Source organism: Streptomyces sp. MCA2, from assembly GCF_023544705.1.
Taxonomy (GTDB): domain Bacteria; phylum Actinomycetota; class Actinomycetes; order Streptomycetales; family Streptomycetaceae; genus Streptomyces; species Streptomyces decoyicus.
Window position 1 is genome coordinate 50,428 of sequence record NZ_JAMJFM010000052.1, and the last position, 15,963, is coordinate 66,390.

14 protein-coding genes are annotated in these 15,963 nt (G+C 71.6%); 5 read left to right on the plus strand and 9 right to left on the minus strand.

Features of this window, described 5'->3' with window-relative positions; genetic code table 11:
- Positions 1 to 97: 97 nt before the first annotated feature.
- From M8I34_RS32710 to M8I34_RS32735, 6 genes are all read right to left on the minus strand, one after another.
- On the minus strand, positions 98 to 688 hold the full coding sequence (locus M8I34_RS32710; RefSeq protein WP_250055744.1) for a hypothetical protein: 591 nt from the start codon (positions 686 to 688) through the stop codon (positions 98 to 100).
- 109 nt (positions 689 to 797) lie between these two features.
- Positions 798 to 1,421: an LPXTG cell wall anchor domain-containing protein gene (locus tag M8I34_RS32715; protein WP_250055746.1), complete on the minus strand. Its 624-nt coding sequence runs from the start codon at positions 1,419 to 1,421 to the stop codon at positions 798 to 800.
- Between the two features lie 1,140 nt (positions 1,422 to 2,561).
- Positions 2,562 to 3,590, minus strand: coding sequence for a phosphotransferase family protein (locus M8I34_RS32720; RefSeq protein WP_250055748.1), 1,029 nt, complete (start codon positions 3,588 to 3,590; stop codon positions 2,562 to 2,564).
- Positions 3,591 to 3,656: 66 nt separating this feature from the next.
- Positions 3,657 to 4,490: a M55 family metallopeptidase gene (locus M8I34_RS32725; RefSeq protein WP_250055750.1), complete on the minus strand. Its 834-nt coding sequence runs from the start codon at positions 4,488 to 4,490 to the stop codon at positions 3,657 to 3,659.
- Positions 4,491 to 4,605: 115 nt separating this feature from the next.
- Positions 4,606 to 4,923, minus strand: a complete 318-nt coding sequence (locus M8I34_RS32730) for a hypothetical protein (protein ID WP_250055752.1) — start codon at positions 4,921 to 4,923, stop codon at positions 4,606 to 4,608.
- 203 nt (positions 4,924 to 5,126) lie between these two features.
- Entirely contained in the window at positions 5,127 to 5,552 is a 426-nt protein-coding gene (locus tag M8I34_RS32735) for an OsmC family protein (protein ID WP_250055754.1), read from the minus strand.
- 403 nt (positions 5,553 to 5,955) lie between these two features.
- Between M8I34_RS32735 and M8I34_RS32740 the strand changes: the two genes are divergently transcribed.
- Together M8I34_RS32740 and M8I34_RS32745 are read left to right on the plus strand one after the other, a co-directional pair.
- A complete protein-coding gene (locus M8I34_RS32740) occupies positions 5,956 to 6,483 on the plus strand; it encodes an SseB family protein (RefSeq protein WP_250055756.1) in 528 nt (175 codons plus the stop codon).
- Positions 6,484 to 6,765: 282 nt separating this feature from the next.
- Entirely contained in the window at positions 6,766 to 7,815 is a 1,050-nt protein-coding gene (locus M8I34_RS32745; protein WP_250055757.1) for an acyl-CoA desaturase, read from the plus strand.
- Here the strand turns inward: M8I34_RS32745 and M8I34_RS32750 are convergent.
- Positions 7,803 to 9,260 (minus strand): amino acid permease, encoded by a 1,458-nt coding sequence (locus M8I34_RS32750; protein ID WP_250055760.1) that lies wholly within the window; start codon positions 9,258 to 9,260, stop codon positions 7,803 to 7,805. The two genes, M8I34_RS32745 and M8I34_RS32750, sit on opposite strands and share 13 nt — an antisense overlap.
- An 85-nt stretch (positions 9,261 to 9,345) precedes the next feature.
- The gene (locus M8I34_RS32755; RefSeq protein WP_250055778.1) at positions 9,346 to 11,553 is read right to left on the minus strand and encodes a phage holin family protein; all 2,208 of its coding nucleotides are present in this window, start codon (positions 11,551 to 11,553) and stop codon (positions 9,346 to 9,348) included.
- 447 nt (positions 11,554 to 12,000) lie between these two features.
- Between M8I34_RS32755 and M8I34_RS32760 the strand changes: the two genes are divergently transcribed.
- From M8I34_RS32760 to M8I34_RS32770, 3 genes are all read left to right on the plus strand, one after another.
- Entirely contained in the window at positions 12,001 to 12,780 is a 780-nt protein-coding gene (locus M8I34_RS32760; RefSeq protein ID WP_250055762.1) for an MBL fold metallo-hydrolase, read from the plus strand.
- Positions 12,780 to 13,415, plus strand: coding sequence for a DedA family protein (locus M8I34_RS32765; RefSeq protein WP_250055764.1), 636 nt, complete (start codon positions 12,780 to 12,782; stop codon positions 13,413 to 13,415). The genes M8I34_RS32760 and M8I34_RS32765 overlap by 1 nt, the downstream gene beginning before the upstream one ends.
- 175 nt (positions 13,416 to 13,590) lie before the next feature.
- Complete coding sequence (locus M8I34_RS32770) at positions 13,591 to 14,676, plus strand: hypothetical protein (protein WP_250055766.1); 1,086 nt, start codon at positions 13,591 to 13,593, stop codon at positions 14,674 to 14,676.
- 117 nt (positions 14,677 to 14,793) lie between these two features.
- On the opposite strand, the gene M8I34_RS32775 is transcribed toward M8I34_RS32770, so the two are convergent.
- The gene (locus M8I34_RS32775; RefSeq protein WP_250055780.1) at positions 14,794 to 15,930 is read right to left on the minus strand and encodes an MBL fold metallo-hydrolase; all 1,137 of its coding nucleotides are present in this window, start codon (positions 15,928 to 15,930) and stop codon (positions 14,794 to 14,796) included.
- Between the last annotated feature and the right edge of the window lie 33 nt (positions 15,931 to 15,963).

The window sequence follows — 15,963 nt, forward strand, 5'->3', positions numbered from 1 at the left end:
TCAACTCACCGCGATCGACGACAAGATCAATTTTCAGACACGGCCCCTAGGGGCTGCCGCCGTCGGGCCGCGGCGGCGGCAGCCCGCCCCGCAGGTTTCAGTCCTTGCGGGGGGAGAAGCCGCCGTCGGCGTCGCCGCGGGCCGTGCAGTCCGTGTCGCTGTAGCGGTCGACGAAGGTGCCGGTGAGGCCGGTGAACGCGTCGTACGTCTGGTCCAGGGGCAGGTCTGTGCTCACCCTGAACCGCAGCTGCACGTGGACGGATTCGCGGGGCTTCAGCGTCTTCGGGCCGGGGATGATGCCGCCGGCGTTTCCGCCGGCCTGGCGCAGCGTCTTCCAGGCGCGCTGCGAGGTGTCCCAGTACTCAAGGTCGCCGTACGGGCTCAGGTCGCGCTCGCCCTCGTTGTAGATGTAGCTGCCCAGCTTGGCGCTGAGTTCGAACGACTTCAGCTCCTTCGCCGAGGCGTTGGTGAGCGTGGCGGTGTAGGTCGTCCAGTGAGTGCCGAGAGTGATCGACTTGGGTATGCCGAACGTGCGGCCCACGAAGGTGTTGTTGTGGGGCTGCCCGAGGTCGGAGCACTTCGGGATGTCCGCGGCAGGGGCCGCCTGGGCGGCGGGCGCGGCGGCCATCGCCACGGGGAGCAGGGCGGCCGTCGCGGCCGAGACCGACAGGGCGCGGCGCAGTTTCATGAAGATCTCTTTCCGGTTCGTCGGACCCTTGGAGCCTTCGTTTCCCGTGTCATGGAGTTCTCAGGCCGTGGATCCTTGGGTTATCAGGTTCTTGGAGGAAGGGTGGGGCTTACGCGGTGATGTCCGTGGCGCCCGGACCGGCCATGCCCTTCCGGCGGCGTACGCCGATGACCGCACCCCCGCCGAGCACCGTCGCGGCTCCGCCGGCGAGCGCGATCGCCGGGAGCGCGGACGAGGAGCCGGTCGCGGCGAGGTGGGCGCCGCCCTGCGGGCTGAGGCCACCGGTGGAACCGGAGCCACCCGTACTGCCGCCGGACGCGGCGCTCTGGCCGGGCTCGGCGGTGCCACCCGGCTTGCCCGGCTCACCCGGCTGCGTCGGCTTCGCGCCCGCGGGGAGGATGGTGAAGTCGTACCAGGCTTCCTTGGCCGAACCACAGGAACCGTCGCGGTTGCGGTAGTCGCCGGCGGCGAGCGCGTACCCGGTGCCGGGCTTGGCGTCCTTGACCACGCGGGTGCGCAGTTGGAGCGTGAGGGTGCTGCGCGGACCGACGGCGAAGGAGCCGAACAGCTCGTCGGGCTCCGCGTCATGGAAGGTCTTCCACTGCCCCGTCTTGGCGTCGCGGTACTCGGTCTCCAGCTCCCAGTACGGCCGGTCGACATCTTCGGCGGAGGACACGAGCAGGAAGGGCTGGACCTCCGCCAGGGGCTTGCCGGTGGTGTTGGTGAGCGTCATGGAGAAGGGGGTCCAGGCGCCGCCCGCAGTCAGCCGGCGCGGCAGCCCGCGGACGGCCGCCTGTAACTGGTCGGACTCGAACGCGCAGGACTGACCCGCACCTTCGGAATCACCGGCGTCCTTGCCTCCACCGGTGGCACCCCGCGCGCCGGTGGTCCCCCCAGTTCTCCTTTCGGCAGTCTTGGCGGCTTTTGACGGCTTCCCCGGGGCAGTACGGGCGGCCCCGTCGCGGTCCTGGGATGCCGGGCCGCCGGCAGCGGCTTCGCCCGGGCGCCGCGGCTCGTCCGGGTGACCCGTTCCGCCGCCGCTCGTTGCGGAATCCGACGGCCGGTCCGCCGGTATTGCGGCGTCGGGGGAGTCGGGAGAAGCGGGCGTGCGGGGACCGGCCTCGGACACCGGCTCCGTTGCGAACGCGGCGGCGGGCGCGGCCAGTACGGCGGCGGGCGCTATCACGGCAGCCGCTGCGGCGGCCGTCAGGGCGCGGCGAATCTTCATTCAGTAGACCTCTCAGATCCCAAGTACCGCCTGGGCGGCACAGGTTGACGTTCGTCATGGTCAGGCCGTGCATGACGCAGGGTGTGCGTGAGTGCGCAGACGCACATGGGTACATGCGTACATGCGCACATCCGTACACCCGTGCGTCATATAGGAGGATTCGCACCGCGAAAAGGTTCCTCCCTCAAGCCACCGAAGTGGTGCATACGGTGGGAGGCGCCCTGGGATTCCCGTGAGGGGCCGTCTTCAAAGACCATCGGGTGGTGGATCACGGTGGGGTGACGCGTCGCCGTGAACTCACTGACCGTGAGGGGGAGTTGGAGTTGATCGCCACGCTGATACCGCGGGCCGTGGGGGGGCCTGCCTCGGACGGCCTCGGGTGGCGGACCGTCAAGCCGTCAAGCCGTCAAGGGGAGGGTCGACAAGGTCCGTACCGGAGTCTCGTGGCGTGACCTGCCGGACGCCATGGGCCGTGGCAGACGGTCTGCACGCGCTTCCGCCGCTCCGCGCCCGACGGCGTGTTCAGCCGGGCTCTGCCGGCAGATTCCGGCCCGTGCGGATGCCTCCGGTGACATCCGGGCGCGAACGACGGGACCGTGAAGACGGACCCTGGCTCCGTCAGGCTCCCGTCGTGTCGGCCGGCGCCTACGGTCGCGTCGACGGGAGGGGTTTGAGCCTGGGCCAGCGGACGAGCATCTGACGGCGCAGGTGGCTGCTGAGGGTGCTCAGGCCGTGCAGGGAGGTGTGGTCGGCGGTCATGTGGCTGACGACGCCGAGCCGGTGGACGAGGCGCTGGCGGGCTGTCGCGGTGCCCCACTTCCAGTCCCGACTGGGGATCCGGGCCAGGTGGTCGGCGCTTTCGCGGTGCGCCCTCTGGACCAGCGCGTCGCCCCGGAGCAGCCAGCCTGCGCACGCGTCGGCGAGATCACCTTGCGGTGCGGATCCGGTCGCGGCGCGCCACTCCGCACGGTATGCGCTCTCGGCCCGTTCCAGCAGTGGTGCGGCCGGCGACGTGGCACACCAGCAGGTCGGGAAGCCGATGCGCAGATAGGCGAGCTCCATCAGGCCGTTGCCGAGTGATGCCTGCTCGAAATCGATGAATCTGATTCCCGCGGCGGTATGGAGGTCGTTGCCGGGGCAGGGGTCGCCGTGGAGCAGGGCATGCCCGGGTGCCTCGCCGAGTCGGCTCACGAGGTCATCGAGTTCGCCGGGCACGCCAGGCGGGAGAGGAACCTCAAGAGCCGCGGCCAGCCCGAGGAAGGAGTCGATGTCGGCCTGGTCCGGGCCTCGCCAACGGGGAAGTGTTCCGACGTCTTCGGGGCGGGCGGTGGCATGCAGGCGGGCCAGTGCCGTTGCGTAGTCGACGATCCAGTCACTGGAGGGGCGTCGGTGGTCCAGATGCTCCAGCACCAGCACCCGCTCGCCGGGGTCGGTGGCCAGCAAGGCGGGCACCACAGGTGTTGCAGCGCGCCCGGCGAGCCCGAGGGCGGTCACCTCGCGGGCGTATCGCTCGTCAGCGTCGGGGCCGGCGACGAGCTGCTTCACCACCACCTGCGCTTCGGGCAGCTGAACGCGCCACACACGCGAGCGAGGGCTGCTGCTCAGCCTGCGCGAGCTGCCGGGTGATCCGAGCCCGGCCCGCAACTCGTCACCGAACGGCAGTCGCGACCACATGAGCATCTTCCTTCCAAACCTGGGGGCGAGCGAGCCTGGCGGATCCGGCCGACGATGGGAGGACGTTCAGCAATACGGCGGTTGGTTGGTGAGCGATGCCGCTACCCGCATCCATATGCCGAAGAGACGGTACAGGGAGGTGAGTTGGCCGTGCGTCTCGATGGTCCGGCTGTCCACGGAGGTGACGCCGGGGATTCCCAGGAGGGTGGAGGCCACGGAGGACGACTGCCAACGGACGGTGAGGGTGGCCGAGTCCGATGTCGGGGTGGGTGCCTTCCGCTTGTCGGCGGAGAGGCCGACGATGACCGCTTCCTCGATGGCCCGGTGTGCTTCAGCAGCCGGCCGCAGCTCTGCGGTGAAGCGGTCATGTGCGCGCTTCACGGCAACGGTGGTGACGGAGTCGTCCCATGCCGCGGTCTCCGCACAGGCGCTGTCGTCACCGGTGAGTGCCACCAGGGGTACGCCGAGGGTCGCCGCGGTAGCGTGGGCCAGCCCGATCTCGCCCACGGGGCGGCCGTCCAGCCAGATGTCCTCGATCTCGTGCCCCATGAAGCTGTGGCTGAGCACGCCGAGGGTGCCGGCTCGGGAGTGGTAGCCGACGCAGATCATGGCGTCGTGTTCGGGGGTGAGGCCTTCGAGCATGCCCATGTGCTTGGGCTTGCCGCGGATGAGGCGGGCCTGGGGGTGCAGCGCCTCGGGCACCAGATTGCGCATGGGGCCGTGTGCGTCGTTGACGACGATGTCGGTGGCGCCGGCCGCGACGGCACCGCGGACAGCGGCATTGACGTCCTCCGCCATCATCTGACGCCCGCGCTCGTAGTCCCGCCCGCCGGGCTGGACGTCGTCGGCGTCGACGAGCCCCGTGACGCCTTCCATGTCCGCGCTGATGTAGATCCGCACTGTGCGTACTCCTCAAGCTCGACCGCTTGGGAGACGCTGATCAACCGGCATCTGGTTGCTCGGCCCACAGCCGCCCTTCCCGCCTGAACTCGGCCTTGCGGCCGCGTCCTTTTGGTCAGGGAGCAGGGGCGAGGTCGATGAGGAACGGCGGACCTGGCTCGCCGGGCTTCCATCCCTGCCGGAGCGCGGAGCGGATGCCGCGGGCCACTCCGGCAGGGCGGACCGCGGTGGCGGGGGCACCCATCCAGTTGTTCGGGTGGGCGTGCGGCATGCGGAGGACGGCGACGGAACCAGGTTCGTGACCGTGTACCACCGCGACACTCAGCGGGGCATGGCAGACCCCTTGGCTGTAGGTGGGCTTACGGCGGACGGACCATCGGTAGTCGACGCCGTCAACCGTGATGGGCCTGGCGCCCTTCTTCGGGATGGCCACATGTCACCTCCTGCCGCTCATCAAAGCGGACCGCACCAGGTGACATCAATGTCGCCGCGTGGCGACGAACCGAACTCGCCCCCTCGCAGACCAATGCCCCCTCATACCGCAGTGGAGAGGGGGCATGGTGTGGCGTTCGCGGGGTCGCGTTCGTTGTGTGTCGTGCTCGTTGTGCGTCGTGCTCGTGTGTCGTGCTCGTGGGGTCAGGACAGGTCGACGGTCAGGGAGATGGTGGTGCCTGCGAGGGCCTGGCTCACGGGGCAGTTGACCTTGGCGTCCTCGGCTGCGGACTTGAAGGCGGACTCGTCGATGCCCGGCACCTCACCCTCCACGGTGAGGTGGATTCCGGTGATGCCGGTGCCCGGCTGGAAGGTGACCGCGGCCTTCGTCGTGAGCCGGGTCGGGGGGTTTCCGGCCTGGGTGAGCCCGTTTGCCAGGGCCATCGAGAAGCAGCTGGAGTGGGCGGCGGCGATCAGCTCCTCGGGGCTGGTCCTCCCGTTGGGATCCTCGGCGCGGGACGCCCAGGTCACGGGGAAGTGGCCGACTCCCGAGGAGTCGAGGGTGACCTCCCCCATGCCCTTGAGCAGTTCGCCTTCCCACTCGGTGTGAGCGTTACGTGTAGTAGCCACGGTGAATCCCTTCTGTAGGCGGAGGACGTCTATCCGATACGGACCCGTACGGCATTCCTGTACGGGTCCGTACGGCTTTCCCGTACGGGCCGTACGGACCCGTACAGGCCTGAACGGACGACGTCTCCCCTGTGCGTATGACGATTCCCTGATCGTCCGCCCTGGGGTGTTCTGCCCGGGTTTTCGACGCGCCGTACATACCTCATGACTCGCCGGTCCTCTCCTCTCCGGTCCGCTGATCGGGAACGTTGCGGAGATCGTGGGGCGGCCTAGCCTTGGAGGTATTGCCACGCTTGCCCCGGCCCCGTGTCGCTGGGCGGCACCCGGCGGCGACCGCGGCAAACCCCGTGCCCACGCATATCGAGCGGGTGCCCGGTGAGCGAAGCCGACGAGAGGACGAGCCATGAGCACCTCGACCCCCGACGAAAACCCGCCCCCGGACGAAGCGGCTTCCGCCGAGGGAGGCCAGTCCGCGGAGGAGGCGGCGGCCACCCAGACCGCCCTGGTGGAGCTCGCGACCAGCGTGGGCCTGCTGCCGCAGGCGCCACCGGCCGAGGGCGAGGAGGAGCGTCCCGAGGGCGCTATCGCCCTGCCGGTCATCGAACAGGACGGCAATCGGTATGTCCCCCTGTTCACGACCGAGGAAGCGCTGCTGGCAGCCGGTGGAGACCCTGCCACCGCGCTCCGCATGCCCGTCGTCGAGCTGGCCGCGAACTGGCCGGCGGACGACCTGTGGCTGGCGGTCGACCCTTCCACCGAGGAGGGGCTCGCCCTTCCCCCCGACCTGGTGCGGGCGCTGCCGGTCCTCAGCCGGCAGAGCGGCGCGCCCGGCTGGCCGGGCGAGGCCGCCGGGGAGGTACCTGGGCAGGGGCCTGGGCAGGGCCCCGACGGAGGTACCGCCGGAGGGGACGGCCGGGCTCCGGGCGGGTGAGTCGCGCGAGTCCGTCTGTACCGCGATCTGTCTGTACGGCGGTCCGTGTGTACGGCGGTCCGCCTGTATCGCCGTCCGCCTGTATCGCGGCCCCTCCGTGCCACAGCCCTTCCGTACGCGGCCCCTCCGTACGCGGCCCGCATATGACCACGCGCGTAGGGAAGAACCGCCGAAGGCGGCGGAGAGGGGGCCGGCCGGACCGCTCAGGTGGCGCTAACCCCCTATCCGGCCCGGGGGCGGACCGGCTGTCGGCGCGGGCGCCGGGTCACAAGACTCGGTGGTATGACGACGAGCCTTGAGTTCTCTCCCCCGCCCACCGGCCCGGCAGCGCCCTCCGGCAGCGATTTCGCGCGGCTGTCGCGGCGCATCGTGGCAGCCGGGCTGTTGAAGCGTCGGCCGGGGTATTACGCGGTGCGGCTGTCGGCCGTGAGTGCGGCGTTCGCCGGGGGGTGGGTGGCCTTCTTCGCGCTGGGCGACAGTTGGTGGCAGCTGGCCGTGGCGGTGTTCTTGGCGTTCGTGTTCGGGCAGGTGGCGCTGGTCACCCATGATGTGGCGCACATGCAGGTGTTTCGCAGGCGTCGGCCGAGTGGGGTCGGGGGGCGGCTGTTCGGCAATCTCGGTGTGGGGATGTCGTACGGCTGGTGGATGGACAAGCACACCCGGCATCACGCCAACCCCAACCATGAAGAGCTGGACCCGGATGTCGCGCCGGACATCCTGGTGTGGTCGCAGGACCAGGCGCGGGCCGCCACGGGGCTGCCGCGTTTCCTCGGCCGCTATCAGGCGCAGCTGTTCTTCCCGCTGCTCACACTGGAGGGGTTCAACCTCCGGGTGTCGAGTATCCGGGCGCTGCGGTCGCCCACCATGAAGCACTGGGGCAGCGAGGCCGCGCTGCTGCTGACGCATATCGCCCTGTATCTCGCGGCGCTGTTCCTGGTGCTGTCACCCGGTAAGGCGCTGGCCTTTCTCCTCGTCCACCAGGCCGTCTTCGGCGTCTACTTGGGGTCCACCTTCGCGCCCAATCACAAGGGGATGCCGACGCTGACGGGCGAGGAGCGGCCAGACTTTCTGCGGCGTCAGGTACTGACCTCGCGGAACGTCCGGGGCGGGGTGCTGACCGACTTCCTGCTCGGCGGGCTCAACTACCAGATCGAGCACCACCTCTTCCCGAGCATGCCGACACCGCATCTGCGCCGTGCGCAGGTGATCGTGCGGGAGTACTGCGCCGAGATCGGTGTCCCGTACCACGAGACGGGGCTGCTCAGGTCGTACGCGGAGGCGCTGCGGCACTTGCGGCGGGTCGGGGAACCGCTTCGTGGTCAGCGGGCGTAGGCAGAGCTTGCCGTGGCCTCCGGCTCCGCGTCCGCGTCGGTCTCCGCGTCGGTCTCCGCGTCGGTCTCCGCGTCGGTCTCCGCGTCCGTCTCCGTCTTCGCGTCCAGCTCCGTCTCCGGCTCCGACTCCGCCCGCCGCGCCGTACGCCGGGCCGCCATGAAGGCGTAGACGAGGATGCCGGCGAAGAGGAAGAGCACGCCCTGGTAGATCGCGGCGTAGCCGGCGCCGGCGACGAGCCAGAAGGTGAAGCCGAAGGCGGCCAGGGCGAGGGTCAGATCGCGGGCGAAGCGGGCGGGGCGGACCTTGTCGCGGCGGCCGGTGAGCAGGAAGTAGACCTGGGCGCCGGCGGCGAGGAGGTACGGGACGGTCGCCGAGAAGGTGGTGATCAGTACCAGGATCTCGAAGACGCCGCCGGCGCCGGTGAGGTAGTTGATCACTGTCAGGGCGCTGGCCAGCACGACGGCGGCGAGGACGCCGAAGGTCGGGACGCCGCGTCGCTTGGTCAGGAACGGCGCGGGGAACAGCCCGTCCTTGGCGGCGGCGTACGGGGACTGGGCGCTCATCAGGGTCCAGCCGTTGAGCGCGCCGATGATCGAGACGACGGCGGCGAGGGCGACGACCGTGCCGCCCCAGTGCCCGCCGAACATCACGTTCACCGCGTCCGAGAACGGCGCCTGGGACTTCACCAGCTTGTCGTGGGCGACGGTGCCGAAGACGGCGACGGTGCCCAGGAGGTAGACCACGGCGGAGCCGATGGTGCCGAGGACGGTGGCCCGGCCGACGTTCCGCTCCGGGTCGCGGACCTCGCCCGCGCTCATCGCGGCGGACTCCACACCGACGTAGGAGTAGAGCAGGATCGCGGCGGCCGCGGACATCCCGCCGACCGCGCTGCCGCTGCCCTCATGGAACGAGCCGAGGTTGGCCGGGTCGAAGAAGAACAGGCCGACGACGGCGATGAAAAGCAGCGGGATGAACTTGAGGACGGTGGAGACCGTCTGGACCAGGCCGACGTAACGGGTGCCGGCGAAGTTGGCAAGGGCCGGCAGCCAGAGCGCGCCGAGGGCGATCGCGAGGTCGGTGGCGTCGGTGGGGCGGCCGGGGAGCAGGACATGGACGTAGCCGACGATGGCGACCGCGAGCGCCGCGTTGCTGACCCAGGTCATGGTCCAGTACGACCAGGCGGAGAGGAAGCCGGCGAAGTCGCCGAACGCCTCGCGCGCATAGACGTAGGGGCCTCCGGTGTCCGGGTGGCGCTCGGCGAGCCGTCCGAAGACGAGGGCGAGGGCGACGGCGCCGATGGTCAGGACGCCGAAGGCGACCAGGCTGATGGTGCCGAACGGGGCCACCGAGGCCGGCAGCAGAAAGATGCCGCCACCGATGATGTTGCCCATCACCAGGCAGGTGGCGGTTCCCAGTCCGAAGCGGCGGCTGTGCCGGTCGTTCATGGCGTGGTGGGCCTCTCGTCGTGCGCTGTGCACCCGGGGTTACCGAGCACTGCACATCGTCGGCGATCAGCGGCGTCCGCCAAAATCAGCGGGGTTTGTCCTGCGCAGCGGGGCCCGGTGAGGGAAAACCTTCGGCCGGGGGCACCTCACGCCGTAGTTCGTCCGCGCCGGGCCCGAGGGGCAGTTGTGGGCCCTCGGCCTCGCCCAGCCAGCGGCGCAGCACCCGGTGCACCTGTTCGGCGCCGGTCAGCGGCCCGTCGTCCGGGGCCGGCGGGGTCAGCTCGACGGGCCAGAGGAGAAAGGGGTGGCTCTGGGCGCCGCCCAGGCCGCCGTGCGAGCCGATCTGCTCCTCGAAGGCGTGTACCGCGCCGGTCGCCGGGTCGCAGGCGGAGTTGACCATGAGGTCGGCGGTGTGCGGAAAGCGGTCGGTACGGCGTACGGCTTCGGCCGCGCCGGCGCCGAAGGGCGCCAGGGGGTCGGTGCCGGTGACGTGGCCGGTGTCGAGGTGGTGCTCGGCGCCGGACGGGCCCAGCACCACGGGACCGTGCGCCGCGGAACGGACCAGAACGAAGCCGATGCCGGGGTGGTTGGCGAGGGTGCCGAGCAGCGCGGGGTGTCTGCGGTCCAGTTCCTCGCGGGTGATCCGGCCGGGCACGTCCGGGAAGGACACCAGACCGAGGTTCCCGGAGGCCAGCACGAGGGGGTGGGAGGAGGCCGGGCCCTCCGTCTTCTCCGGGTGCTGCCCGTCCGTCTTCTCCGGGTGCGGCCCGCCCGTCATGTCCCGGTACTGCCCGCCCGTCATGTCCGGGTGCTGCCCGCCCGCCTCCTCCGGGCGGCCCAGTGCGGCGCGCGCCGCCTCCCTGGCCTCGGCTCCGCTCGGTGTCCGTCCGGCGCGGCGGGGCACGGGCAGCCCGCATCCGGCGCGTACGAGGTCGCCCAGGCTCAGCCCGTAGCGGTCCAGGAAGGTCGGGCCGTGGCTCTGGCCGTGGTCCGAGAGCAGCACGATGCGGTACGGGCGCGGGGCGTGCCGGGCGGCCGTGGCGATCAGCGCGATGGCCCGGTCGAGACTGCGCAGCACCTGGAGCGCGTCGCGGTGCGCGGGGCCGGAGTGGTGTGCCACCTCGTCGTAGCCGACGAGGTCGGCGTAGACGGCGGTGCGGCCGGCGATCATGTCGCCGATGACGGCCGCGACCACCACATCGCGCTCCACGACGGTGGCGAAGGCCCGGATGACGGGGTAGAGGCCGCCTCGTGCGACCCGTGGCAGCTCGCGGCGGAAGCGGGTGCGCAGCGACTGGACGATCTCGCGGACGACCTCGGCGACGAAGGAGACGGCGGTCCGGGTGGCGTTGGCCGGGTCGGAGAAGTAGGCGAAGTAGCCGGCGCGGGAGCGGTTGTGCCTGCCGCGGCGGGCCGCCACCGACATCACCAGGGCGACCTGGTCGGCGCCGCCGCTGAAGAGGTTGCCGCGGCTGGCGCCGTCGTAGGCGAGCAGTCCGCCGTCGCCGGTGCGCTCGATGGCGCGGCGCTGGAGTTCGGCGGCGCTGGTGGGGCGGTTGCTGACGACGAGCGTGCGGGTCTCCTTCTCGTACCAGCGGAAGGCCGGCAGGTCCTCGTTGCTGCCGTGCAGAAGGGCGAGCTGGCTGGCGCCGGTCTGGCTGGACCAGTCGGTGCGCCAGGGGGTGAGGCGGTGGCTGCCGTCGGTCCAGCGGGCGACGGTCTTCATCAGCGGCCGGTCGCCCCGTACGGCCTCGCACAGCAGGTCGTGGCCCAGGCCGTCGAGCTGGACGAAGACCGTGCCGGGGGTGGCCGGGCCCCGGGCGGCGACGGACCTGCGGCCGCGGCGGCGTCCGGCGAGCCGGACCAGCCTGCGGTGGTAGGCCTCGTCGTTGCGCACGGCGAGGAAGCCGGAGGCGGCCGAGGAGGTCGCGGACATCACGGCCGCGACGATCACCGCGGTCTCCGGCGCGGCCTGTCCACGTCCCTCGGGGATCAGACCGAGGGCGAGCAGCAGCAGGGAGCCGTTGAGGAAGAAGACCAGCAGACCGATGACGAGGGCCGGCACCAGGAGCAGGGCACGGACGAGGAGCGGCCAGACCAGCGCGCTGAGCAGGCCGAACGCTCCGGCGCCCAGGGCAGCGGTGAAGGCGGTGCGGGTGAAGCTGTCGCCGCCCGCCGACTGGAGCCGGAAGTCGGGCAGGAGCGCGGCGAGGACGAGCAGGGTGAGGCTGGACACGAGCCAGACCGCGAGCACCCGGAAGAGGGCGCCGCTGAGGGATTTCCATCGCGGCATCCGCACGCGTGCCACCTCGTGCTCCGGTCCGCGCCGGCCGCGCGGGCTTGCCGTCCAGCGTGTCATACGGCGCCGGGCGGACGAGTGCGGTCCGGTGCGGGGGCACGGGTCCGGGGGCGGGTCCGGGCTCGGGGCACGGGGCCGGGTCCCGGGGTCGGGTCCCGGGGTCGGGTCCGGTTCCTGTTTCCGGGGGCGCACCCACACCCGCCACACCCGCCCCCGCACCCACCCACACGTCCGTGCAGCGCATCCGCGGTCCGCACCGGTTTCCGCTGTTTCCCGGCTTTCCGCGTTTCCCGACTTTCCGCGGCCTTCGGCGGCTTTCCGGGCCGGATGGTGGACGATCGACAGGAGCGCAACGGAGAGTGGGGGCGGTACGCCACGTGGGACGGGTACGCGCCACGTGGGACGGGTGCGCGGGACGTGCGTCGGGACGGGAGGTGTGCGGTGTCGGTGGAGGTGACCTGGTGGGGGCATGCCACCGTGACGGTCGAGGATTCCGGCGTACGAGTGCTGACGGACCCGGTCTTCGTGCGCCGGCTGGCACATCTGCGGCGCCGGCGGGGCGTACTGCCGCCGGCCGAGGCCGCGCGGGCCGATGTCGTCCTGGTCTCGCATCTGCACGCCGACCATCTGCATCCCGCCTCGCTGGCCCGGCTCGCGCCGGGGACCCGGCTGGTGGTGCCGCGCGGGGCGACGGCCGCGGTGCCGGCGCTGCGCCGGGTGGCCGCGGCCCGTGGGCTGCGGGTCACCGAGCTGCGGGCGGGCGAGGAGTGCACGGCCGGCGCGGTGACCGTCCGTGCGGTGCGCGCGGCACACGACGGGCGGCGGCTGCCCTACGGACCGCGCCGGGTGCCGGCGCTCGGCTATGTCGTGCGCGGCGCGGCCCGGACGTACTTCGCGGGCGACACCGGCCTGTTCGAGGAGATGGCGCAGGAAGTCGGGCCGTGCGAGGTGGCGCTGCTGCCGGTCGGCGGCTGGGGGCCGTTCCTCGGGCACGGTCATCTCGACGCGCGGCGGGCGGCGCAGGCGGCGGCGCGGCTGGCACCGTGCAGCGCGGTCCCGGTGCACTACGGCACGTACTGGCCGATCGGGATGGATGCCGTACGGCCGCATGAATTCCACGCCCCGGGCCAGGAGTTCGAGCGGCAGGTGGCGCTGATGGCACCGGAGGTGACGGTGCACCGGCTCGGGCACGGCGAGTCGGTGCGGCCGAAGGTCGTGTGATGACGGTGCTCGGTGAACTGGTGCGGAGCGTACCGCCGGAGTCGACGCAGCAGGCGGTGGGCTATCCGTCGCTGTTTCTGCTGGTGGTCCTCGGGTCGCTGGTGCCCGTGGTGCCGACGGGGGCACTGGTCAGCTCGGCGGCGGTGGTCGCCTTCCACCACACCTCGCCGTTCGCGCTGCTGATGGTCTTCGCGGTGGCGTCCTGCGCCGCCTTCCTCGGCGATGTGGGTCTGTACTGGCTCGGGCGGCGCGGCAGTCACTCCCGTAACGGCTCGCGCTGGCTGGCGCGGCTGCGGGCCCGTGCCGCGCCGGAGCGGCTGGCCCGGGCACAGCGGAAGCTGCGGGAGCACGGGGTGCTGGTACTGGTGCTGTCCCGGCTCGTGCCGGCCGGGCGGATCCCGGTGATGCTGGCGTGTCTGCTCGCGGCGATGCCGCTGCCGCGGTTCGTCCGCGGCGACATTCCGGCGTGTCTGGCCTGGGCGGCGACGTACCAGCTCATCGGGCTGCTGAGCGGCTCACTGTTCGGCAAACCGTGGCAGGGCGTGGTCATGGCGATCGGCCTGACGGTGGTGATCAGCGCGGCACCGGCCGCCTGGCGACGCGTCAGGGCGGGCGGGGGCGACGGCGGGGCCTGAAAGCGTCCGGCAGGCCGTGTGACGGCCTTTCGACCCGGGGCCGGCCGCCCCACCGGCTTCGACCGCACACGTACGCCCGCAGGAACGCGACCGGGAGAACCGTCGGCGCACTCCAGGGCGTCCGCGCCATAGCGACCAGGGAAAACCCCTGGAGGCGGACGACGAGAGGGAAGCTGTGACGATCACTCCTCGCTTGGTGGCGAAGTACCGGATCCCGGGGGTTCGGCATGCCTTGCTGGAAGAAGCGCGGTTCGACCGGAGCGGGCCGCTGCCGCGGATCCTGCTCAAGTATCCGGACTCGTTGCGGGTGTACGAGCTGGGCGAGGACCTGGAACTGCTCGCCGAGTTCCCCCGGCCCGCTCCGCACGAGAGCTCTGTCAGGGACTGGGTTGCACCGGACCTGTCTTTCGTGGTTTTCCAGGGCAAGTCCTCGTACACAGCCGTCCACCGGGACGGCAGCCGGATGTGGCACCAGCCCTTCGGCGCCGGGTCCGCCAGCCGGTGGGAACACGTCGGCTTCGCCATGGCGGGACCGTACCGGGAAACCCAGATCCTACTGCGACTGCCGTCGGACACCGTCGGCAAGAGCCTTTTCGTCGTGCTGGACACCGCGGGAAACGTGCTGGCGCGCAATGTCCTCCCGTGTGGTGGACAAGAGCGGCAGGTGAGACTGACCTGGGGTTCCGAGGGCTATCTGACCGGTGTTCACGTATCCCGCGGTGGAGCGCAACCGGTGCACTATCAGGCGTCCCTGGTGTGCGGCCATATCGTCCTCGGGAAGCGGGTGGCGGCCCTTGCCGGACAGCCGGAGCCGCCCGGCCGGTTCGTGCTGTCCACGAACCCGTCGGGCACCGGGGAGATGAGTGTCGACGAGGGCGGCCAAGACGTGCGCTGGCACCGGCTTCCGTCCTCCGAAGTGACGGCGGTGCTGCGGTTGAGTGACTTCCCCGCAGCGGGCACGGGAGACTGCTCGGTCCATGACCGGCCGTGGATCTCCTGGCGGGGTGGCTATGTCGACGCGGACACCGCCCTGGTGTCCTTGTACAACGCCTACGACGAGGCCCGGGTGATCATGTTCGGCGAGGACATCTGGGAGGAGCACAGCCACTGGCTGGCCGACCCGACGACCGGCGAACTCCACGGCCGGATCGACTACCCGATGCATGACGTCGACTCCGTGTGGCTCCCAGGCGACGGAACCTGGGTGACCAGGGAGTCGAACACCCTTTACCGCTGGTCGGCCCAGGTCGGCGCACGCTGAATCCGGACCACCGCTACCGATGAAGAACCCCGGGGCGCTGCGGCCGGGGTCCGAGGTCCGGAGCACCCTTGCGGGAAGAAGCAGGTCACGGGTCAGGGACGAAGCCCACCGCCACGCTCAGCGTTCGGCCAGCACCCGCGAAGCGCCCACGGGCAGATCCCAGAGGTCCTCGCGGGGGCGTCCGGTGGCGGACCAGGCGGTGCGGACGCGGTGCAGTGGTTCCAGGGGTGGCTCGCCGGAGAGCAGGAAGGTCGACCAGTGCATGGGGGCCAGGGCGCGGGCGCCCAGGTCCTGGCAGGCCTTGACCGCCTCCTCCGGGTCGGTGTGCACCGGGCGCAGCATCCAGCGCGGGTCGTAGGCGCCGATGGGCAGCAGGGCCAGGTCGATGCCGGGGTAGCGGCGGCCGATCTCCTCGAACCAGTGGCCGTAGCCGGTGTCCCCCGCGAAGTGGAGCCGCCGCCCGTCGGGCGCGGTGAGCAGCCAGCCGCCCCACAGGGAGCGGCAGGTGTCGGTCAGGGTCCGCTTGCTCCAGTGGTGGGCGGGGACGAAGTCGAAGCGTACGGGGCCGCCCGGGGCGGGCAGTTCGACCGCCTCCCACCAGTCGAGGTCGGTGACCTGGGTGAAGCCGCGCCTGCGGGCCCAGGGCGCCAGCCCGGCGGGGAGCAGCAGCGGGGTGTGGCGCGGCAGCCGTTTGAGGGTGGGTGCGTCGAGGTGGTCGTAGTGGTTGTGGCTGATGACGACGGCGTCGACCGGAGGCAGGTCCTCCCAGCGGACCCCTACGGGGGTGACCCGTGCGGGGGTGCCGAGGATCTTGCGGGACCATACCGGGTCGGTCAGCACGGTCAGCCCGCCGATGCGGATGACCCAACTGGCGTGCCCGGCCCAGGTGAGGGCGAGGGTGGTGGTGCCGGCGGCCGGCATCGGGCCCGGTTCGAAGGGGAGTTGCTGGATCTCCGGGAGCTTCTCGGGGGCCGGGCGCAGCTTGCCCTCACGGGCGATCCGGGCCAGGGCGCGGACCCCGGGCAGCGGAGCGGTCAGCCGGTGGGTGAAGTCCCGCGGCCAGGTACGGGTTTCCCCCAGGGGGCGGGGCTCGGCGAGCGGGGGCGGGGCGGTGTGCGGAAGGACCGGCGCGCCCCCGGCGGTGGCCTGCGCGGTGGCGGCCTGCGCGGTGGCGGCCTGCGCGGTGGCCGGGCCGTCGCCGCGGCCCGCTCCCCCGGCCGGTGCGGCGCCGTCGCCGGGCGCGGCGTCCGGCAGTCGCCCGGTGTCGGGGGGCTGCTCGGCGAGGGA